This window comes from Paenibacillus sp. CF095 (assembly GCF_900101225.1).
Classification (GTDB): domain Bacteria; phylum Bacillota; class Bacilli; order Paenibacillales; family Paenibacillaceae; genus Paenibacillus.
In genome coordinates, this window is sequence record NZ_FMZN01000001.1 from 2662473 (window position 1) to 2685457 (window position 22985).

At 46.6% G+C, this 22985-nt stretch carries 19 protein-coding genes; 1 reads left to right on the forward strand and 18 read right to left on the reverse strand.

Features of this window, described 5'->3' with window-relative positions:
- Positions 1-119: 119 nt before the first annotated feature.
- From BLS69_RS11365 to BLS69_RS11420, 12 genes are all read right to left on the reverse strand, one after another.
- Positions 120-1751: an S-layer homology domain-containing protein gene (locus BLS69_RS11365; RefSeq protein WP_256332280.1), complete on the reverse strand. Its 1632-nt coding sequence runs from the start codon at positions 1749-1751 to the stop codon at positions 120-122.
- A 94-nt stretch (positions 1752-1845) separates the two neighbouring features.
- Positions 1846-2445: a nitroreductase family protein gene (locus tag BLS69_RS11370; RefSeq protein WP_036670536.1), complete on the reverse strand. Its 600-nt coding sequence runs from the start codon at positions 2443-2445 to the stop codon at positions 1846-1848.
- 147 nt (positions 2446-2592) lie between these two features.
- Entirely contained in the window at positions 2593-2847 is a 255-nt protein-coding gene (locus BLS69_RS11375; protein WP_091031546.1) for a hypothetical protein, read from the reverse strand.
- A gap of 136 nt (positions 2848-2983) precedes the next feature.
- Positions 2984-3832, reverse strand: coding sequence for an AraC family transcriptional regulator (locus BLS69_RS11380; protein WP_249911808.1), 849 nt, complete (start codon positions 3830-3832; stop codon positions 2984-2986).
- An 80-nt stretch (positions 3833-3912) separates the two neighbouring features.
- Positions 3913-4461: a glutathione peroxidase gene (locus tag BLS69_RS11385; RefSeq protein WP_076216217.1), complete on the reverse strand. Its 549-nt coding sequence runs from the start codon at positions 4459-4461 to the stop codon at positions 3913-3915.
- 308 nt (positions 4462-4769) lie between these two features.
- Positions 4770-5246, reverse strand: a complete 477-nt coding sequence (locus BLS69_RS11390; protein WP_091031548.1) for a GyrI-like domain-containing protein — start codon at positions 5244-5246, stop codon at positions 4770-4772.
- Between the two features lie 126 nt (positions 5247-5372).
- On the reverse strand, positions 5373-6269 hold the full coding sequence (locus tag BLS69_RS11395) for a carbohydrate ABC transporter permease (protein WP_371129040.1): 897 nt from the start codon (positions 6267-6269) through the stop codon (positions 5373-5375).
- Between the two features lie 16 nt (positions 6270-6285).
- Entirely contained in the window at positions 6286-7167 is an 882-nt protein-coding gene (locus tag BLS69_RS11400; RefSeq protein ID WP_091031550.1) for a carbohydrate ABC transporter permease, read from the reverse strand.
- 208 nt (positions 7168-7375) lie between these two features.
- A complete protein-coding gene (locus tag BLS69_RS11405; RefSeq protein WP_091031552.1) occupies positions 7376-8692 on the reverse strand; it encodes an ABC transporter substrate-binding protein in 1317 nt (438 codons plus the stop codon).
- 168 nt (positions 8693-8860) lie between these two features.
- On the reverse strand, positions 8861-9712 hold the full coding sequence (locus tag BLS69_RS11410; RefSeq protein WP_091031554.1) for a response regulator transcription factor: 852 nt from the start codon (positions 9710-9712) through the stop codon (positions 8861-8863).
- A 184-nt stretch (positions 9713-9896) separates the two neighbouring features.
- On the reverse strand, positions 9897-11717 hold the full coding sequence (locus BLS69_RS11415; RefSeq protein ID WP_091031556.1) for a cache domain-containing sensor histidine kinase: 1821 nt from the start codon (positions 11715-11717) through the stop codon (positions 9897-9899).
- 211 nt (positions 11718-11928) lie between these two features.
- Positions 11929-12696: a helix-turn-helix domain-containing protein gene (locus tag BLS69_RS11420; RefSeq protein WP_176872681.1), complete on the reverse strand. Its 768-nt coding sequence runs from the start codon at positions 12694-12696 to the stop codon at positions 11929-11931.
- Between the two features lie 152 nt (positions 12697-12848).
- Here BLS69_RS11420 and BLS69_RS11425 point away from each other — a divergent pair, with 152 nt between their 5' ends.
- The gene (locus BLS69_RS11425; RefSeq protein WP_091031562.1) at positions 12849-15098 is read left to right on the forward strand and encodes an FAD-dependent oxidoreductase; all 2250 of its coding nucleotides are present in this window, start codon (positions 12849-12851) and stop codon (positions 15096-15098) included.
- A 59-nt stretch (positions 15099-15157) separates the two neighbouring features.
- Here the strand turns inward: BLS69_RS11425 and BLS69_RS11430 are convergent, their stop codons facing one another.
- The 6 genes from BLS69_RS11430 to BLS69_RS11455 all read right to left on the reverse strand — a co-directional run bounded on the left by BLS69_RS11430 (position 15158) and on the right by BLS69_RS11455 (position 22822).
- A complete protein-coding gene (locus tag BLS69_RS11430) occupies positions 15158-16228 on the reverse strand; it encodes a beta-galactosidase BglB (protein ID WP_091031564.1) in 1071 nt (356 codons plus the stop codon).
- Positions 16229-16263: 35 nt separating this feature from the next.
- Positions 16264-18819, reverse strand: a complete 2556-nt coding sequence (locus BLS69_RS11435) for a hypothetical protein (RefSeq protein ID WP_091031566.1) — start codon at positions 18817-18819, stop codon at positions 16264-16266.
- Between the two features lie 5 nt (positions 18820-18824).
- On the reverse strand, positions 18825-19643 hold the full coding sequence (locus BLS69_RS11440; RefSeq protein WP_371129073.1) for a carbohydrate ABC transporter permease: 819 nt from the start codon (positions 19641-19643) through the stop codon (positions 18825-18827).
- A 5-nt stretch (positions 19644-19648) separates the two neighbouring features.
- Positions 19649-20554: a carbohydrate ABC transporter permease gene (locus tag BLS69_RS11445; protein ID WP_091031571.1), complete on the reverse strand. Its 906-nt coding sequence runs from the start codon at positions 20552-20554 to the stop codon at positions 19649-19651.
- Positions 20555-20646: 92 nt separating this feature from the next.
- Positions 20647-21918 (reverse strand): ABC transporter substrate-binding protein, encoded by a 1272-nt coding sequence (locus BLS69_RS11450; protein WP_091031573.1) that lies wholly within the window; start codon positions 21916-21918, stop codon positions 20647-20649.
- Positions 21919-21940: 22 nt separating this feature from the next.
- Complete coding sequence (locus tag BLS69_RS11455; RefSeq protein ID WP_091031576.1) at positions 21941-22822, reverse strand: AraC family transcriptional regulator; 882 nt, start codon at positions 22820-22822, stop codon at positions 21941-21943.
- Between the last annotated feature and the right edge of the window lie 163 nt (positions 22823-22985).

Below are 22985 nucleotides of genomic sequence, written 5' to 3' on the forward strand. Positions count from 1 at the left end.
TTAAACCGTTCAGCCAAGCTTAAACGATTCCTCATATTGCTTATCTTATACCAAAACAAAGAGACCCAAACCATCCGGCAGCATCCCGGTTCGCTTGAGTCTATCAGATTCATGAATATTTAGAAGTTATACGATTCAAATCGCGAAGCATTTGAAATGGCGTTCCATACATCGGCTGTTTCGCCGCCCATATACCAGTAAGCCAGTCCAGCGATTTGCCGTTGCTCACTCATTAACACTTTGGCTGATAACGAACGACTATCCTCTGCCCATATATATCTTGGCTTACCATTACTGTTGTACCCGATAATATATTGAACCAGACTTGCATCCCATCGTCTTACAGATCCCGTAGCATGCGCACGCATTCCCTGGTCTGCCAGTGTAATGTCCCAAGAGCTGGTTGCTGGATTCACGGAAGACCAGTCTCGTGTATACAATGGAAGGGCCAAAATTGTTTTGGCACGTACGACCTCAGAGAGCATGGTATCCAAAGCTTTTTCCACCCATGGAAGAGACGCCACTGATCCTGCTTTCGGATCACCGTTCCAGTGTTCCTCGTATCCCATCAGCACCATATAATCCGATACAGCGCCCAGTTTGGCATAATCAAATGCATCCGTCCAATCAGTACCCAGGTCTGGCGAAACGTCCACGGACACCACCGCACCGAGTGCGTGCAACGTAGCCGTCAAAGAGGTCACAAATGCCGTTAACCCTTCACGATCCGCAGGATCAACATTCTCGAAGTCCACATTAATGCCGTCCAGTTTATAGGTTTTGACATAAGCTGCTACCTGTGAGATCACTGCCGCTCGGTTGGCCGAACTGGATAACATCTGATGGGTAAGTGCCGAATCCGAACGATTACCCAGCAATGGCCATAGCTGCCTGTCTGTGGCGGATGCCCAGGAGATCAATGCCGGGTCCGCGTGATCTGTTACTTTCATACTGCTGTTCAGGAAAAACCAGCGTGGGACAAGCGTATTCACTTCAGACTGTTCCACTTGCTTCTTGAATTCAGCGGTAGTGGAGTTATATTGCCACCCCAACTGAACGCCGAGTTCATCTCCACGTTGTAACTGCTCAGACCATGTTTTCTTTTGTAAAATGGCATCAAGCATTACGGCTGCTTCTTCTCGCGTTACCTGGTCATGTGGTCGAAACATGCCTCCACTTCCCCGCATTAGACCAAGTTGATATACCGTCTGAACATAAGGACGTGCCCAGTACGAGATATCCGCTGCGTCGAAATACGTTGAAGATAAGAGTGATGTCTCAACGGGTTGTTGTTTCAACATTCGCACAAGAAGGGCAGCCGCTTCTTCGCGCGTAATGGAAGCATTAGGCTGGAACGTTCCCTGACCCTTACCCTCCAGAATAAAAAGATTCGTCATGGCGGCAACGTTGCCGTAATACCAAGCATTCATGCTTATATCCTGATAGGGATTTATATTATTTTTAACGGGCTTCAAACCTAGCAATCTCACCGCAAACGTCGCAAATTCTGCACGAGTAACGGCTTTCTTCGGTTCAAACGTAGTCTTTGACGTACCGGCAGCAATACCTTTGGCCACCAGATGTGTAATGGCATCCTTGGCATAACTGGTGCGCGTATCCTGAAATTGTTGCTGCACGGTTGCGGCCTGAACGGTGGAGCCGTATCCAGCCACAGATCCAAGTGTTAATAACCCGCATAAAGCCATTTTCCATATCCGTTGGTTTGTTATGTCTTTTAATCTATTATTCACATCAAAAAGCCTCGCTTCATTGGATTACGATCAACTATCATCGTATCAAATTGAAGCGAGGCCGTATGTGGTTAAATGTTGGGAAATGCGAAGCTTACTTGTGCACTTTTACGCGCTCTTCAATTGGTTGGAATTCTTTCTCACCCGGTGCTGCCGTTGGTTTACCAAATGGCATCTGAGCGATCAATCTCCAGTTCTCAGGAATGTTCCATTCTTGCTTCACTTTCTCGTCAATCAACGGGTTGTAGTGCTGCAAAGATGCACCCAGACCTTCTTGCTCCAGAGCAGTCCAGATTACCAGTTGCAACATACCGTTGGATTGGTTAGCCCAGATTGGGAAGTTATCTGCATAAGCTGCAAAGTTTTGTTGAAGCTGTGCGATCGCATTGTTATCTTCGAAGAAGAGAACCGTACCATATCCGCTGCGGAATCCAGTCATTTTCTCTGCTGTGGATTTGAAAGCTTCTTCATTGCCTACCACTTCACGCAAAATTTCTTCTGTGTGATTCCACAATTTATCATGTTGTTCACCGAGCAATACAACGGCACGGGATGTTTGTGAGTTAAAGGAAGTTGGTGTATATTTCACCGCTTCTTCTACGATTTCCTGGATTTTAGCATCCGAAATTGTAGATTCCTTGCTGATTCCATAATAAGATCTTCTGTTTTTCAACGCATCAAAAAAAGTTGTCATTCTTATTCGCCTCCCAAATTTTTTTTCAATTGCCAACATAGTAACTATAATATAGTAACATACATTAGTCAACAAACTAATTTATTTTCACTAAATATACATTCACCGAAAACATTTCAACAAGTTTGCCCACAACAGCAATTGGAATTATCCTTCGCCCGTCTTTTTGCGATAATCCGCCCGGTATTTCTCTTCCGTAGACGAGTTACTTTTTGTCTGATCTTTATTCTTCTCTTCCTGAGCTTCCATATTCAGATCTTCCATTGGAATTGGATCTACAGTCTGTTCTTCTTCATGTCGGTCAAGCAGATTTTCGTGCTCTGTCTTATATTGTTCAGGATTGTCATGGGATTGTTCCTGATGGGTATCGCTGTTATTCTGATCCGGTGTGCGCTGTTTCATTCATATTCGCCTCCTCTGGGTTCATTACCTTTCTTTACCTGTTCTGCGTGTCCTCTAAACACAGTGGTATGCATTCCTCAAACGAAAATCAACAAAAAAAGCCGACCAGACAAGCTGGTCAGCTCACAGAGGGCTTCTAGGATTGGCGATGCAATTGGGTACGGTACAGATCAGGCGAACATCCCACACTTTGTTTGAACATCCGACTAAAATGCGAAAGGCGTTTGAAACCGGACAATCGACTTGCTTCTGTCACAGTAATCTCTGGTTGGAACTGAAACAAAAGCTTCGCCTGATTGATGCGACGGTCATACAGGTATTTGAATATCGTCAAACCTGTCATTTCCTTAAACATGCCTGCCAGATATGGCTTGGATAGATGTAATTCCAGTGCCAAATCATCCAGACCAATGTCCTTCATATAATGGGTATCCACATAACGAATAATGTGTTGGACATGTCGCTCCCTCTCCGATGAGGGAAGTTGTTCTTGGACATCACCCTGGCAGATCTCTGCTACAAAATACAACAGATCACACAGTCTGACATTCATTCGCTCTTGCCTGAAATTGCTCTCACTTTGAGACAGACGATGAAGATCATGCAATAGAGCTTCGAATTCAGAGCGACTATCTCCCTTCAGATTGACCCGGCAATTTCTGAGTTCTTCAAATGGCCTCAAGACCTCAGCCATACGGTCCGGATGCAGGCTGCTGCGAATGGCAGACGGATCAAAATGCAGTGTGCTTCGCTCATAAGCACTGCCTGGCTTCGGATGTGGTCGGTGAAGAGTCAAGCCATGCATTAATACCAGATCACCCGGCTCCAAGTTATATACCCGGTCTCCTATGATATAGGTACATTCTCCATCATGAAAATAATAAATCTCATAATGTGGATGTGAATGGAATCCATCTGACTTGCCTGGGTTAAACGTACTGGTGGATCGGTAACTATACTCCAGTGAAGCACTAAATTGCATCATGCTCGGCACATTCATGCACCTCCTGTTCGGAAGAGGGGAACGATTTGTGTCATGCCCCTGTAGGATATATGAAAGTGAAATTAAAGAAGCTGTTTAATACTCTCTTGAATCTCGTCGATGGAGTCGATAGGTTCGAAACGTCTGACCACACGACCCTCTGCATCAATCAGGAATTTAGTGAAATTCCATTTGATTGCATCTCCATGTAACCATTCCGGTGCCTTCTCAGCCACCATTAATTTCAATAATTTGGCCTGTATATCTGTTTCATCAAAGCCAGCAAAAGGCCCTGATCTTTTCAAAAAGTCGTAGAGCGGGTGTGCCGCTTCTCCATTCACATCCAGTTTGGAGAACATCGGAAATTTCACACCATAGTTAATCTGACAGAAGGATTCTGCTTCTGAACTACTTCCAGGCTCCTGCTCTGCAAACTGGTTACACGGGAAACCAATAATCTGAAGCCCTTGATCCTTGTACTGGTCATACAGCTTCTGCATGTCATCAAACTGGTGCGTATATTTACATTTACTTGCCGTGTTTACGATGAGCACAGGTTTTCCTTCATATTGATAGAGTGGGAAACGCTCTCCACTGGTTCTGGTTACGGTAAAGTCGTAGATGGTTGGCATAAGTCTAGTGCACCTCGCGATAGTTATGTAGTCATACAGCATCATATGATTTTATATTATATACGAAGTTTGAACTATTGTATTGGAGAAGATATTGATCGTTCAGATTAGACTCAGAGATATTTGAAAATATATCTATTACTCAACTGCTCTAATACTCATAACATATTTGGTTCTGGGGGATACTTTATTTCCAGTGTTTTATCTCGATTTTCCCATGCGATATCTCAAACAATAAATATGATTATACTCAGTTTCAACAACATCCTCTTCCTTCATTTAAATGTGTCCCATGAATCCCGATAAAATCACTGCAAAGCTACATATATATCAATCTCATTGTTGGGACTTTCCGGTTGATAACGCTCATCCCAAATTTCAAAATCATAATCTTTGGGTTCATGTCCCGTCTCACCAAACCACTGTCCATATATATAATCATATGTATCACCAATCTCTGACTCAACCCCTCGATGCGTGCACGTCACATACTGACTGTCAGGGACCTCATGACTTATCATCTCTGAAGGAACATTCTCCGAACTAATTACTTCATATCCTATTAGATGTGTGAACTTATCAACCTTTGCATTGAAATCCACGTTCATCGGATAAATCTGCATCAACATGACGTTGTCATTTTTTCGATGTTGAAATTCATCTTTTCTCTCAACAAGCTTATGATAGTGGCTCTTGCCCAGACCCGATTCGAACTCTTCTATAGTCGCTTCGATTGAATATCCTACAACGCAAAAAGCGGGCAATGTGATCACTTTCATTTCCATGAGAATCTCCTCCAATGATAAACTCAGATCATGGATTAATTCTCCCCTTCAACAGAAAACCCTTCTGCCGCGAAAATCTCTTCGTTCAGCAAAAGGGTTATATTATGGGATTGTAAGATCGCAGCTTCAACCCTTCACGGCACTTCCGGCCACGCCCTGGATAATATAATGCTGTCCCACCAGAAAAACGATGATCATCGGAATAATACCTGCCGTGGCAGCGGCCATCATGCCGTTGTAATCCACATTGTTCTCCAGAATAAAGTTCTGCAGTCCTAGTGGCACGGTGTACAGGTCTTTGTCGATCAGGAACACTAGCGCATTTTCATAGTCATTCCAATGCCATGAGAAATCGATGATCGCCAGGGTAGCCAGCGCTGGCTTCGCCAAAGGCAGAATCAGTCTGAAGAATATGCGCAGATGACCGGCACCATCGATGAACGCGGCTTCCGAGATCTCTGAAGGCACTGATAGGAAGAATTGCCGCAGCATAAACACCCCAAAGATCGTGAACATTCCAGGCAGGATCAATGCCCAATGCGTATTATATATGCCAACCCATTCAAACATCAGGAACTTCGGTACAAAGAGTACCTGCGGAGGCACCATCATCATCGAGAGATAGATCAGGAACAGTGTCTCCCGACCTTTGAATTGAATCCGTGCGAAGCCATAGGCTGCAAAAGCCGAGAGAAATACAGCTCCGACCGTGCTAATTAGCGATATTTTCAACGAGTTCAGATAATATGTCGCAAAGGTATCCGCCCCACTCCAGACCTTAATATGATGCTCCCAGTTTAGGCTGGAGGGTATCCACTGGATGGGATAGGTGAATACGTCCGCAGGAGATTTGAACGACGTGCTGATCATCCAGATGAACGGCATAATCATCAGCAGGGCAAACCCGGACATCAGAAGTGTCAATATGATTTTTCGAATCTGCGTCAAGGACTCCATGCGGACTTTCACTTTAGGTGAATGTGGGGCTGTGGGCTTCGCATTCGCGGCAATTTGTTTCTCCATAACAATCCCTCCTCTCCTAGTAGTGAACCCAACGTTTCTGACCAAGCCACTGCAATACAGTGAAGATCATGATGATGGCAAAGAGCGCCCAGCTAATGGCAGCAGCGTATCCCATCTCGTAATATCGGAAGGCATTCTGGTAGATAAACAGCGAAAGCACGGTTGTACTGTTTCCCGGCCCACCCTGAGTTATGGCCTGGATAATGCCAAAGTTTTTGATCGTCATAATCAGTCCTGTAATCAGCAGCAAAAAGGTCGTTGGGCTCACGAGTGGCCAAATCACGTGGCGAATGGTCTGCCAGGGACGGGCTCCATCAATCCTTGCAGCTTCAACTAATTCCTCCGGGATTTCCTGCAAAGCGGCCAGATATATAATCATGTTGTATCCCAGCATGAACCAGATCCAGATGATATCAATCGCATACATGGACCATTCAGTTGTTGATAACCAGCCCGGTGGATTCGTAATACCGATTCCGCGCAGGAAACCGTTAATCGGACCCGACGTTGGCTGAAATAGCAGCATCCAGACAAAGGCGATGGCAACGCCGCTGGTGATATAGGGCATGAAATAGAGGGCTCGCAGTGTTTTTTGCCAGTACACCGACTTATTCAGCGCCACAGCCACGATAAATGCCAAACCCATCGATACTGGAACCGCTAACAGAAATACAAATGTATTTCGCAGGGCCACCCCAAACAGATCATCATTCAACATCCGGCGGATATTGTCCAGCCCGACGAAATTTGTCTCCGGGCTCATGAATTTGTAATCAGTAAACATGAGATAGAACGAATAGACAGCCGGTATAATAAAAAACAACAGCACGCCAATCATATTGGGCCCAATAAACAGATACCCGAGCCTGCTCTGCCGTTTCATCCAGGATTTATGCATATGCTCCCCCACTCCTTAACATCTGTTCTGGAATTAAGCATAACAAGATGTCCTCTAACATTTAAGGAACATAACCCTGTACCTGATATCACAGATATATGTATTTCGGCAGTGCCTTTTGGGAGGAAAACAACATGGAATTGTTCTATTGCTTATATAGAAAAACCGTCCCATTGGGGACGGCCTTTGGACTCATTGCTTTTGCATTTTATTGATTCTGCTTCAGCCAATCATTATGGCGTTTAACCATGTTCTGAACCGTAACTTCGGCAGTCTGGTTACCAAGGAAGAACTTTTCATACTCCTGTGCACGCAGATCGACCACCTCTTGTGCAATGCTGCGGACAAACGTAGGTGTCTCGTCACCATACAACACAAATTCCAGTGACTCTTTGTCATAAGAATCGGCATAATCGCCAAGCAGATGATCAATAGCAGTCTGTTGATCGACTGCATTCGAGGAAGGCAAACGTCCACCCGCAGCCATCGGCATCATTCCCCCATCGGCGTACCATTTCAGGAACTCCCATGCAGCTTCTTTATTTTTCGACTTGGAATTGATGGCGATAAAGTCACCCAGTCCCCCGCTCTTCACCATATCCGCTTCCTCTGCAACCAGTCTCGGTACAGGGGCAAAGGCGATTTTCCAATCCCGCGGGAACTCGGTCATATTGTTTGATGTGCGGATCAGCCATTCTCCGATATTAATCATGGCAGACTCACCGCCGAGGAACATGTTTTCCACCGGCATTTTGGAAGTCAGCTGCTCTCCGAGCGGAGGGGTGGTTGCATCCTCCTTCATCATTCCGTTCAACGTCTCCAGCCATTTGGTAACGAGAGGATCATCGAGGTTGGAAGTACCGTCTGCCTTAACATAACCGTTCTTCACCAGAACGGAATCGAGCGGGTCTACATAGGAAGCGGTATGCTGCACCAATCCGTACTTGAAGCCAGCAGCCTTCAGTTTGAGTGCATATTCACGGGCTTCATCCCATGTCCAGGCTTTCGGTACACTCAGTCCGGCCTGATCAAGCGCTTTCATATTTAAAGCGAAGAAGGCAGCGTTTTTCTTGGTTGGCATCCCGTAATATTTGCCGTCCACTTTCCAGGAAGCCGCATCATCACCCATTTTCTCATCAATGTTGTAATCAGTGAACTCACCTAGATCCAGCGCCGTCCCGCCCTTGATGCGTTTATCGAGGTTTGTGAGAGTGTAATTGACATATAGGTCAACGTTCTGCCCGGTGGACAGCGCCGTATCCAGCTTCAGGTTGCCGTCGTCATCATTCACAAACCGCACATATTCCACCTGAATATCAGGATGCTCCGCATTCCAGGTATCCACCACTTCCTGTGGACCATTCTCGGGCGGCACCGCGCCCCACATAGTGAGCTTCACTTTTCCCCCTGCCGCTCCACCTCCGTTGTCTCCACCGTTCGTCTCATTTTTACCTACACAGCCGGCAAGCAAGCCCAGCATCAGCGCACCTACGATTAACCCCGTTAATCCTTTTTTGATTCTCATCTGGTCACATGACCTCCCTGAATTGAAGTGTACCTTCCGTTACATCGTAGCAGGGACCTTCCTGGGTTCATAAGATACATATCCATGATTCGGATTGAACAAAAATACGGATTTACTTGTGCTTGCCTGAGCACTCGGTACACATATTCCTTCTACTCATCCTGTGAGTCACGAACGATGGCGATACTGGCTGGGCGTGCAACCGGTCCAACGCTTGAATATTTTGATGAAATAATTATCACTTCCGAACCCTACCCGGTAACCAATCTCCTGTACGGGAAGGTCCGTCTCGCGCAAATATTCAGCCGCTTTCTCCATCCGTACCCCATGCAAGTAGTGAATCAGGGTATGGCCGGTTTTCTTTTTGAACAAAGCGCTCACATAATTCTCGCCCATCATCACATATCGTGACATGGATTTGACGGTAATGTCCTGGTCATAATGCTGTCCGATGTACTCAATTATTTTGCTAATCTCCGGATGCTTCACAACCGGCTCACGAACAGGTGTAAATGGAAGATCCGTATCAGACGGGGTCGCAGAAGAGACCGTAAGAGAATTAGGCAAAGCAGGCGTTGATGTGAGAACCGGTGTGGAAGGCGGCACTTCATGTTGATCTGTCTCTGTCCGGGCTTCAGCAGAAGCTCCCAGTTCCGCACTTACTTTACGCAGAGTATCACGCAGTGAATTTACACTCATCGACAGCTTCAGAATATAATTGGAAGCCCCGTATTCCATTGCACGGCGTACATATTCGAACTCCCCCATACAGGTGAGCATGACAAATTTGGTTTTTAACCCGGCCTGACGGGTCTGTTTGAGTAATTCCAGACCATCCATACCCGGCATGACAATATCGGTCAGTACCAGATCCGGTGTATCCTGTATAATCATCGCCAGCGCTTCGGTCCCATTACCGGATTCCCCGATGACCGTGAAACCCAGCTCTTCCCAGGAAATAATCTCTCGCACCGACTCACGTACAAATACTTCATCTTCTACAAGCAATACCTTCCACATTCCAGATTCCCCTCTCCAGTCGTGTAGGACATGTCTCAAAAACTCGCGAAGTGCATCTTTTACCGCCTTTTCGCCCCATGCTGCGTCACTTCCCCTTGACGTGCCCCGGCACGCCTGCGGAAAACTTCCTTGCTTGGAACGAAAATTCAGCAAAATCTGCTTCTTCGGAGTTTTCAGACACGCCCTAGTCTGACCGCTTCTGTACGTAAGGCGTCGACAATAAAAAAGGAATGCTGAACCTCACTAATGTCCCCGGCTTGGTATCCATCACTTCAAGTTCACTTTGGCCTTTGAACAATAACCGCAATCGTTCCCTGAGGTTGGACAGACCGATCCCCGGACGCGTGCGGGTCGTCTGCTGACGCCGGGATTCCTCCATTCCAATTCCGTTGTCTGCGACCTCCAGCATCAGCATTCCTGTGTCTTGCCTATAAATTCCAATGCGGATCTGACCAAGCTGTTCCAGTGGCCCAACACCGTGGTGAATGGCATTCTCCACCAGTGGCTGCAAACTCAGCTTGGGCACAAGCGCATATTCCAATTTATCGTCAAATTCACAAGTCACCTCAAAGCTATCGCGGTAACGAATCCGCTGAATATGAAGGTAGGCTTGAACCAACTCGATCTCATCCTTCAGGTATACCAATTCGACCTGTGAATTCAGGCTGACCTCCAGTAATTTGCCCAAGGAAACACACATCTCGGAGATCTCCTCATTCCCGCTGCGTATCGCACTCCATTTCATTGTATTCAATGTATTCAGGAGAAAGTGCGGATTCATCTGGGCCAGGAGCATATGAAAATGTACCGCTTCCTTCTGGCGTTCCTCCGCCTTGAGTCTGTTGATCATCTGATTGGCGTCATCCAGCATCGTATTAAACGTGCGTGTCAGTTCCAGTACTTCCCCACGGCTGCGGCCTTCGGGAATACGAATCTTGAGGTTTTTGCGAACAACCTCCTTCATCTTATTCTGTAAGTGTGACAGAGGGCGCGTGAACGTTGCCGAGATCATAAAAGCCATCACTACAAATGCTCCTGTGAAACCAAAAAAGGTCAGAAAGTAACGCTGTTTAAGCTCGGATATCTCTGTAAACAGGATGGAAAGGGGAATACGATTTACCATATACCAATCCAGTGATTCGATGTACACGTAGTTAATCAGCGTATCCGAGGCTGGATCGGTCAGATAAGCCTGTGCCGGATGAAGAGCTATTTCACGCGTAACTTCCGGGGAAAGCGCCGCTGTTTTGGATGAACTGGCTATGGTCTCTCCACTACCTGTGATAAGGTAATACTCCTGGTTACTCTGTGAATCCTTCAGCATGGTCTGGAACCAGTAGGAATAATCGATACTAATTCGTGCCAGCCCGTATCGCTTGCCGCCGCTATCTTTCATGTAAGCATACAGCGACAACAGATATGGGCTGGAGGATAACTCTCTGAGCACAGGGTTGGAATCCCGTGCATCCCAGCGATAGAAGAGTTCTTCCGGTTGAAGCGAGTGTGAATCCGCACCGCCTTTTGGAATGGTTATTTCCCCCAGACGTTCGCGGAATTGCTCCAGATAGGGGCCATAAGTCAGTGCTTTTTTGGGCAAATACGAAGTGTAAACGCTATCATAAAAATCCAGCAAGGTAAAGTACACCGAAGGATTATATAGAAAAAAACTGTTGTTGATCATCTTGAACTTTTCTTCTACCAGCGACTTGTTCTCAAGCGGCGTACGACTGTCCGGGGAGGTTAGCACATTTCTTACCGCGGAATCCTGTTCCAGAAAAATAAGCGTTTTGAAGGCAATGCTCATCTGGTCCTCCAGAGAGCGGTACATCTGGACTAGCTGCTCATGACTCTGCTCACTGATTTTCTGCTCGACCAGCGATTCAATTTGCTGATAATTGTAGACATTCAATGCACTGAACGGCAAGAGAATCAACACCACAAACGCACCGAACAGGCGGTATCTAAGCCGCTGTGGCAACCAACTTTTCCAATTTGGCTTCTTCATTCCTTAGTGCTCGCTCCCCTACAATTAATGACCCCATTATAGCACCTGCCTGCCATTCACAGCCGGAGTCGAATGATTTGCATGGATTTGTGATATTCGCTGCCTGCATCCATGTGAACTACACAGATATGTTCTATTGGTGTAAGCAAGAAATGAATGAATGAATGAGTGAGTGAATGGATGGATGGCTAGATGGACGAGACCCTTTACCTCATACTTGATGTCGTCTCCGATACTCCGAGGGACTGATTCCTATGGTCGACGAAAATACACGGCTCAGATAAAATCCGTTCTCATATCCACATCTCTCGGCAATCTGCGTAAGGGTCAGACGGCTATCTGCCAGCAAGGCTTTTGCTTTTTTGAGACGAATCGCTTTCAGATAATCAGATGGTGTTTCTTGAAAGGCCTCCCGGAACCTTCGGGTGAGCTGGACTGGACTCAAAGCCAAATGTTCGGCCAACGTTCGGAGACTGACCGCCTCTCCTGCCCACTCCTCCAACAACACTGCCGCTTCAGCCATGAGAGCATCCTCCGTGAACTTCGTTTCCATTAACCTGCTCTGTCTGCGCTCCCATTGATACAGCCGCCACAAATCCAACATCAGATGGGTTTTCCATCCTGTTGTAGCCTCATCGTTGTCCTCGCTCGCCAGACGCAGGTAGGCATATGTTGAAGCCAGACGCTTCGTATCATTAATGAGAGATTTCCCTATTGGCGGCAGGAGACTCTCACCCTCTGCGGAGTTACAACGGAACAGCATATAGTGAAACGTCAGCGGGGTTACCGTCTCTCTGCGAAAAGGAACGTGGGGCGGACATAACACCAGATCAGCAAAACCCGCCTCTCCGGTCTGCCCATCAATCTCGTAACGAAATACGCCCTCTTCAACGGCAAAGACCACCCAAGCGTCGTAGATATCTTCTGCCAGAGCAAATTCAGCTTTCTTCTTCCAGTAGATGTGATTAAGGAGGTCCATGACACACCTGCCTTTGTTATGAAATAAAGTATATGCTCGATGATAATATAGTGTATTTGAAAAGTAAATATATAGAACTAATATGAAATTATAGATATGAACTATGAAATCTGAGCTTAGGCTCATCCATATTCAATGAGAGAGGTGTTCATATGAAGCACGAACTCGTTAAACCGGATATCACCGTCATCGGGGGTGGGCTTGCTGGCGTATGCGCTGCCATATCTGCTGCCCGGCTGGGCCAACAGGTCGCTCTGGTGCAGAATCGTCCTGTACTCGGTGGCAATTCCAGCAGTGAAGTACGCGTATGGGTCTGCGGCGCTACCGCCCATGGAATTAACCGCTATGCCCGCGAGACGGGCATCATGGGAGAACTATTTGTAGAGAATCAGTATCGTAATCCAGAGGGCAATCCTTATCTTTGGGACTTGATCATTCTGGAAGCCGTTCGAGCTGAATCCAACATCAGCCTGTACCTGAACACGGATGTACATGAAGTCGAGGCCACTGGGGATGGAGATGAACGCATGATCACCTCCGTTACCGGATGGATGATGGGTTCTGAGCGCAAAATCCGATTCGAAAGTCAGATCTATCTGGACTGTACGGGTGATGGATTGGTTGGCTTTCTGGCAGGTGCCAAGTTTGCACTCGGCCGGGAAGCACGCAGCGAATATGGCGAAGAGTGGGCACCGGAGGTGGCTGATCAGATCACGCTGGGCAGTACACTTCTCTTCTATACCAAGGATGCTGGTGCACCTGTCCGTTATATCCCGCCTTCTTTTGCCAAGGATATTACACAGACCAGCATTCCGATTCGCCGGGTCATTCGCAGCGGGGATTCCGGTTGTCATTACTGGTGGATTGAATGGGGCGGTGAACATGACACTGTTCATGACAATGAGCTGATCCGTGATGAACTGTGGTCCGTGATCTACGGGATCTGGGACTATATCAAGAATTCCGGCAAGTTTGATGCCGACCATATGACGCTGGAGTGGATTGGTTCTCTGCCTGGCAAAAGGGAGTACCGCCGCTTCACGGGTGACTATGTGCTCACCCAGAACGATATTATCAGCCAGCGGGAGTTCCCGGATGCCGTTGCCTTTGGCGGCTGGTCCATCGACCTGCATCCTCCGCAGGGCATGTACGCCGAAGCGAGCGGCTCGAAGCATATGCATGCCGACGGCGTATATCACGTGCCGTTCCGCTCGTTGTATTCCGCAAATGTGCGGAATATGCTCATGGCCGGGCGCGACATCAGCGCATCACATGTCGCCTTCGGCACAACGCGCGTCATGGCCACATGCGCGGTCATCGGCGAAGCCGCGGGTACGGGCGCAGCGCTCTGCGCGTCCATGAGTGTGTCGCCGCGCGAGCTGCACGCGAGGCATCTGGCGTTGCTGCAGCAGACATTGCTGCGGCAGGACGCTTCCATCATCGGGGTGCGCAGCCACGATGAGCTGGATCTGGCCTGGCGTGCCAAGGCTACAGCCTCCAGCACGCTGACGGGCATTGCTCTGGAGCAGCCTGGCGAGACGTACCCGCTGGGTACGGATGTTGCCCTTCTGCTGCCTGTGCATCCACTGCTCAGCGGCCTGGAGCTGCTGCTGGATGCATCCAGCGATACCGCGCTGACGGTAGAGCTGTGGGATACGGAGCGTAAGGAGAACTACGTCCCGCATACATTACAAGTTACGGCGACTATTAACGTTAAAACAGGAATCAGGCAGTGGGTGAAGCTTCCGCTCGAATGGCGACCGGAAGAACCACAGAATGCTTTTGTGATCATCCGCTCCAATAAAGCCATCTCACTCTACCATTCGATAGAAGCACACAGCGGGGTGCTGATCTTCTTCAAAACAGAAGAAAACCACGTGTCCAAAAACCTGGAGGATCATGCCACGGATCAGCCTGTCGTATTATGGTCCATGCAGGGGTTGGCGCGTCAACCGTTCTGCTGTCGTACCCTCTCTGAGACCACGGCCTATTCAGCGGACAACACAATCAACGGATACCATCGTCCTTACGGCGGGCCGCAGCAGTGGATGTCGCAACCGATGCAGTCAGGCAAGCCAGAATGGGTGCAACTGACATGGGAAGAGCCACAAACCTTGGCTGAATTGCACTTGACGTTTAATGATGATGTGAACGAGGATCTGGTTAATTTACATCACCATCACACAACATTCCGTGTGATGCCTGAGTTGGTGCGTGATTATCGCGTGGATGTACTGACTCCGGCTGGGGAATGGACACAGATTGCGAGCATGCAAGAAAATCACAAAAGAAAAGTTATTCATTCCCTGGATGTCTCTGTGACAGCTCAGGCTCTGAGAATCATAATTGATACCACAAATGGCAGCAGATATGCCGAATTAATCGAGATTCGAGCTTACTAAACCAAAAAGGAGGATACAGGAAACTGTATCCCCCATCCTCCGTACAAGTCTGCCTTCTTCTATTCGGCGGTTGGAACCCGCAAGCCCTCAATCAGGATAAACAACGTAAGTGCTTGTCCATAACCCATCGGACTGATCGCTATATCTTTATAAAACTGAGCATCCTGCCCCACAGGAGTTCCGTAGGACACCTGATGTACAACTCCGTGATCATCAATATGTTTCAAAACCGCTTCAAGCGCTCTCAAGCCATTCTGACGATAGGATTCATCCAGGTATCCATACCGGATTCCCTTGAGAATGCCGTATCCAATCGCTGCTGTTGCTGAGGTTTCTTTGTAAGAGGCGGGGTCATCCAACACGGTATGCCACATACCATCCTCACCCTGAAGCTTGCTCAGTGCTCTGACTTGAGCGGTTGCTGTATCCAACAGATAGGCCTTCAGCCCGTCTTCGATCGGAATGATATTCAGGAAATCCATAACTCCCGCCGTATACCATGCATTGCCCCTTCCCCAATGAACAGCACCGTAGTTATGATTTTCATTGAAATCCCAGCCATGATAGAACAATCCGGTTTTCTTGTTATATAGATATTTGATATGCACAAGGAACTGTCGTTTGGCTTCTTCCACCAAGTCGGGTTTCTTGAAGTATACCCCTGCCTTGGCCAAAAATAACACCGTCATAAACAAGGTATCAATCAGAATTTGACCATCATTGGCATCTCCCGTAATCATATGTTGAAACGCACCATCTCCGGTTCGCAGCAGTCCATCCATGATCCAGCTGCTCCATTCCTCACAGACCTGTTCGTACTCCCTGTTTCCGGTCAGCTCGCATAGTGAGATCAAAGTAAGGAGCGGAGCACAGGTGTTCACATTTTTTTCCGGTAACCCTTCCATCAGCCTTGCATTGTACCATGATTCCAGAAATTCCAGCACTTTAGGATCTTTCGTTGCCTCATGGAGTTGAAGCAAGCCATACAGACCAACACCTTGCGGCCATTCCCATAGATGTATGTCGATTAGTCCAATGGGAAACTGTTCATTGATGCTTGTGTTTTTCATAGACTCCATCGCTTGGGATACCTTGCTTATTCTCTCCTGCAGCACCATTTGATTCAGCATGTTGGTTATCACTCCCTTGGTTTCTTGCACACGATTCAGCGCTCCATGTCCAGTAACTTCAGTTGTCCCTTCACTCCATAACCTTCGTGTATAATTTCCTCTTCTTTAATAAGAAAAGGCTTGTTCATTCCCCATTGAATTGGACCATATACCGGGTCTGTTAGAGTGAGAGTTAAAGCTTGATTATCGAATTGCGGGCTTGCAGAACAAACTTGGTTAATAAAAGCGTCAAATGACCCGAATTGCTGTTCGCTTCCTGCTCTTATAATCCAGGCGTTACGCAAGCCAGGGGAAATAAGCTCACGCTCTCTTGTTACCCCGTTGCTCTCCATACTCGTCCCGTTGGCCGCATATATAGCTGCATACCCCTTATTCAAACGGGCAAAATGCCAGTTCTCATGCTTTACCCATTCCGTGAAGAAGTCAGTAGGAAAATAAGCATGTGTCCAGTCAGAGTTGTTATCCGCAGGAATATCAAACATCATCAAAGCGATCCCCTCATGCTGAACAACGTCGGGTAATATCCCATTCCCAGCCCAGAAGCAAGGCCGACCATCCCCATGCTTGTATATTTCTGCCGGATGATTCACCCAAATCTGCGCCTCAGGTGACAGAGATAGATGCTGGACATGCTCCTGATAACCTGGCTTGCCTGGACGAAAGCGAATGATGGAGGATAAGGAGTATTCCTCAGTCCGACAGTGATAGAGCTTGGCGTAACCTCCCTTGCCCTGCTGATTGGCAAACACCAATTGTTGATTCTCCCCAAGCAACAGATGCTCCTGATATGCTGCTGGAGGACTGTAATCCGATAAACTCAAGGCAACATTGCTTATTGAATAATTGTTTACATTGCCAACGCCATAAGCGATCCAGCACATTGAAGTTGTTCCCGCTGCATAACCACCCAGCAGTTCCTTCTCATAGCTGCGCCCAAACGTTGTGGACAAAACTCCTTGATGCATCTGAACGGTAATATAATAGAATAACAGGTCCATCGCCTTTTTTGCTTGTTGCCTGAGCTGTTCATTATGGGCAAACTCATAGATATGCAATAACCCAACCGCATCAATTGGAATGTATGCACTTGAATTCCATTCTGCCAATCCTTCATCCAAAAAGCGCTCAAACCATAGTGCAAGCCTCTGCTCTGCTTTTTGACGGTGTACTTCACCGGATTCACCACTGTTGCTGAACGTTTCATCCCCAAACAACTGTCCGGCTAACAGTTCATTGGTATGGAACAATAAGGCATGGTTCTCACTGAAGAACCACATCACATCATCGCCAGGTTCATCTATCCAATACCGATAGCCCAGAATGCTTGCTTTTACCCGATCCCAGAACGATTCACTAAACAGACCGCTATTTCGCTCATCTCTCCAAAGACGGAACAGTCCCACCAGATAGAAGTCACTGCAATCCTTCCGTTGCTCGATCCCTTCCACACCCTCAAGCAAAATGTTCTCCGCTTCTTGCAGATTACCTCCCGTTTTGAGCATGGCGATCGCCTTATGAATATTGGGACTGCCCTTCTCGGCAATGCATCGCAGTGCCAGGGATTTGCGGTCTTCAATATCCGCAGCTTGCTGAGCTGCCTCATCATAGCTGGTATCATAGGATTGGCAGCCAAATTTCTTGGTTAGTACAACATTTGATACTGAAATAGTCAGCGTGAAATATACGTAATGATGACCGAGTTGATTCGTATGTGCCAGGACCAGATCCGTTTCCTGTTCGGTTATGTGTATTGTTTTATTTTCGGTGCCATCAAAAAAATTGCCATACTGAATATCAACCTCTCTAACGATATCCGGTAAGGGAAGTGGCAGCTTGAGCTTAATCTGCTCACCTCTGAAGAGATCCGAAGGAAAATAAGCCTGTTCGAGGGCTTCCTCTGCGGATTTTACAGACTCCGCCAAATGAGGAGCAATAGGCAGGGAAATCACTAATTCCTCGTCTCCTAGGTACTCCACCGCAAAAGCATACATCGTATCCCGCTCAGCCAGATCCTCCCAGCAGGCATAGATCTCATTGATTCCGGCTACAAGTTCAGCTTTAATAATGATTTCCTGTTCCTTGTTACGCGTGAGTGGTGCAAAGTCCGTCACCATTTCCCCATTCATCCACAACGTCAGACTGCCATAGGTCTTAATCCGCAAAGAGGCGGTATGAGCAGTCGGAGAAATTAGTCTTGTCGCCGCGTAACTGCGCAGATGTGTTGGCACAAACCAAAATCCTGATTGCTCCACCCGTGGATTATTCCAAGGAGAATACAGTGCCCAAGGCATTCCGTTTTCTTCTCCAACGAAGTCGTCTCCCGGGCTAGGAAACTCGCTCCATTGATCAAAAAAGCGGTTCACAGGCTGCGTTCTCCTATGTTCTACAAATTCCTTTCTGCATGGATTCTCATGAATGGCAAAACCATCGATAAGCCAATCATTAATATCTCCCTCCATCGTTGTTGGAACAAAGGCAACAGGACTCGTATATATGCCGCTGATCATCCAATGATTAATGACCTGATTGTGACCTAATTTCAAAGGTTTATAATTCAAGGTATCCATCCCACTCCGGGTGGTATCTGACATTCAACTCATCCTTTCATTCCTGAAGTAATCATACCGCTGACAAAATATCGCTGGAAAACCATAAAAACAATCAGTACTGGAAGCATCGTGATGACGGACATCGCAAGCAAACTTCCCCAATCCACGTTGTATTCACCAATAAAATTAGAGAGTGCAAGCTGAATCGTATACTTCGATGGATCACTAATCGCAATTAACGGCCATACAAAATCATCCCATCTCCACATGAAGGAGAAGATTGCGAGCACCGCAAGAATTGGCTTCGCTATCGGAAGAATAATGCTCCAGTAAATTTTCCATTCACCGGCTCCATCCATCCGGGCAGCTTCCAGTAGCTCGTCTGGTACACTCAGCAAGTACTGCCGCATAAGGAACACACCTGTCGGTGTTGCTGCTGGCGGGATAATAATCGCGAGCAGGCTATTATACATCCCAAGTGCGCTCAGCACCTTGAATATGGGGATCATAATGACCTCAATCGGAATCATGAGTGTTGAGATAAAAGCGATTAATATGATCGAGCTTCCGCGGAAGCGGTACTTCGCGAGTGCAAAGCCTGCCATGGAATTAATCAATAACAGGAGCAGCGTTGAGGATAGAGTTACGATTGTACTATTCATAAAATACAAGCCAAAATTACCTTTTCTGAATGCCTCCTTGAAATGCTCGAAGGTGACTGGCTCCGGCCACAACTTGGGAGGGAAGCTGTACAGATCGCTATTCGTTTTCAGAGAAGAAATCACGACCCACAGGACAGGCAGGAGCCACACCACTGCAGCAACACTTAACATACTGTAGATGACGATTTTGACCATAGGCTTCATTACCATCACGTAGCCCCTCCTTTCGATAGACGGAATTGCAGAGCCGAGAATCCACCAATAAGGATAAACAGTATCACTGACATGGCGCTGGCTAACCCAAGCTCCTGCCTGTTAAAGCCAATTTCATAAATATATTGAACAATATAGGTAGTATCTTTGCCCGGCCCACCGCCTGTAAGCGCAAACATAAGTGGGAAGGCTTTGAACGCGTCAATCAGACACAGCATCACAACGAGTAAGCTTGTAGGCTTCAAAAGTGGGAGGGTAATATAGCGAAATACCTTTGTTCCCGTTGCCCCGTCCAAGCGGGCAGCCTCATAATAATCCGTAGGTATAGCCTGCAAACCCGCGATAAAAATGACCATGAAAAAGCCTGCACGTGACCATACTGTCGCGATGATTACAGCCGTATTTGCCCAAAAGGAAGAGGTTAAAAAGCCGACAGGTTCCACACCAACCACGGTTAACAGATGATTCAAGATGCCAAATGAATCTCCGAAAATCCACTTCCAGGTCAATCCTACGATAATGTAAGAAATCATGGTCGGCCAGTAAAATACGGCCCTGAAGAAACCGCGCATCCTAATCTCGCGTGCAAGCAGCAAAGCAATGCCTAACGCTGCTGCATATATTAGCGGGACAACAATTGCTGCATAAATCCCCGTTCGTCCGATGGTCGACCAAAATTCCCGATCTCCTATAATTTTGATATAATTGTCCAGCCCGTTGAACCTCATCGGGTTCAATCCATCATAGACATGGAACGAATAATAGAGGCCCAATAAAGAGGGAAATACGATAAAAGTTCCAAAGATCAGGAGGTTGGGAAGTATAAACAGATAAGGAGCAATAACGAGCTTCCTGTTCTGTTTTGCCAGCGTAATTCTGTTTAATCGTTGTCCTTCACTCATCTGCTTGCCCCTTCCTTATACGTTATTCGAAGGGGAGGCTTTACAGATATCGATAAGCCCCCGTTATGCGAATTCACCAAATGACTTTACGTTTATTGACTGCCAATAGCCTCGTTAATCAGCTTGGCTGTTCGATCCAAAGCCTCCTGCGGAGTTGCCTTATCGGATAGAACCTCAACAATATTATTTTTCAGGTCCGTTGAAATTTTGGATATAATCGTCTGTCTAGACCAGTCATTAGCTGCAAGAGGCGAACTGTTCTTCAGTTCATCCGCGAAAATTTCAAACATCTCCTTGCCGAATTCATAATTCAATACAGAGCTGTCCTTCCGCGGACTCATAAACAATGATTCCTGGTTATATTTTGAATTCACTTCTTTGGACGTTAAGTATTCAATAAATTCTGCCGCCTCCTGCTCATATCCGCTGCCTTCAAAAGCCATCAGAAACTTCCCGCCTGGTACTGAAGAACGTTGTGTTCCTTTTGGCATATAGGTGACTCCCCATTCAAAATCGGTGATATCCTTGTAATTGCTGATCATCCAGTTGCCAGCCCAGTGGGTAGCCACCGTCCCGGAACGGAACAGGTTGTTCGGATTTTCCCCTCCGAGCCATACGGATTCGGGCATGATCCCTTCTTGATGAAGCTGCTTGAACTGCTCCATGCTACGAATTCCGGCTTCACTGTTAATCGCTGCTGCAGTGCCATCCTCTGTTAAGATGCTTCCGCCATTCTGATACAAAAGAGTGGACCATCTGTGCGGTGTGACATCCCATACCATGCCATAACGTGCTCCGCCTTTGTCCATAACCTCTTTTAACGCAGCTGTATATTCATCCCACGTCCATACCTGGTCAGGAGAGGTCGGTACTTTGACGCCCACTTTATCAAATAAGGTTTTGTTATAAATAAGCCCATTCGCTGTAACATCCATAGGCGCCGCTACCAGCTTGTCATTAATAACATAATAAGGTTTAAGTGAGTCAATAAATTGATCCTCGAATTGGTCCGCATTGTCCACGTAAGGTGTCAGATCAACCGCCTGATTAGCAAATGATCCGGTATCCGTGACCCGGCTCAGGGCAGGTGGCTTTCCACCGGATAACATTGTTTTTAATTTGGTTTGGATATCCTTGAAGCCAACTTCAATCAGGTTGATTTTAACCTTGGTATTGGTCTGCTCATAATCTTTAATGATTTCCTTGATGACTTCTCCTTCTTTTCCGTCAGAGAACCACAAGAAATCCAGAGTTGTTTGTTTTGAATTAGCATTGGTACCTGAATTTCCGCAAGCAGTCAATACGATGAGTAACATGACCAATACCATGCTAGTGGTGAGCTTAAACGCTGTTCTTCTTGTCATATCAACATCTCCTTGGAAGGGTCTAATGAATTTTGGCTTCGTTGAGCAATTCACTTTTACGGAATAACTGTGGTGATACACCCACATATTGTTTAAAGGCCCTGCTAAAATATACAGGTGTGTTAAAACCTAGCGTCTCAGATATGGATAAAATCGGTGCATCCGTAGACAGCAACAATTTTTTGGCCTCTGCAACTCTTTTCCGTATAACATAATTGCTTATGGTATATCCCGTTGTCTCTTTGAAAGAATGACAAATGTAGTATTTATTCAAATGGAGTGTTTTGGACAGTTCATCCAATGAAACATTCTCCGTGTAGTTCTGGTTTAAATAATGAAGAACCCGGCTTACGCTTGTCTGCTTCTGGGAGGAACATAAAATAGGATTGGCGGATTGCTCACTGGTTGTTTTCCGGTAAATCCGCAGTAGCAATTGGGTAAGACTTAATTTGACCATTGTTTTGTACCCTGTATTTCCTGCCCCCATCTCCTCCTTGATTCCCTTAAATATAGCTGTGATATGCTCACGCTCCTCCGGGGGCCAATGCACCAATAACCCATTGGGATGACGGAATATGGACATCAGATTCTCCAACTGACTGACAGCAAGCATGTCCAAAAGCAATAATTCCGTGAAATTGACGAAACTTCGCTTGTACACGATTTCTCTTGAAGGATTGATTCGGTGGGGCACACCGCCTCTGAATATAAACATATCGCCGGGCAGCGGCTTATATATTCGGTCACCGATTAGAAAGGTTGCATCTCCTTGAATAAAATAATGTATCTCATACCCATTATGCGTATGAACAGGCCATTCATCCTGAAAATTATCTGCTTCTGATCGCACATAAACTTCATTTTCCTGCAAAGCAATATTCGTCGGGGTGTGTATGGTTAGCATCAGTAAAGATCTCCCTTCCCAGAATATAAAAAGCAATATAGTTTAATAATTTACAATGATAGCGCTTTACAATGAATTGTATCACAGTTATTTCGTTCTAATCTGAACTATATTGCTGTATTGTTGATCACAATTGTTGAAAATGAATAGAAAGGAATTCATA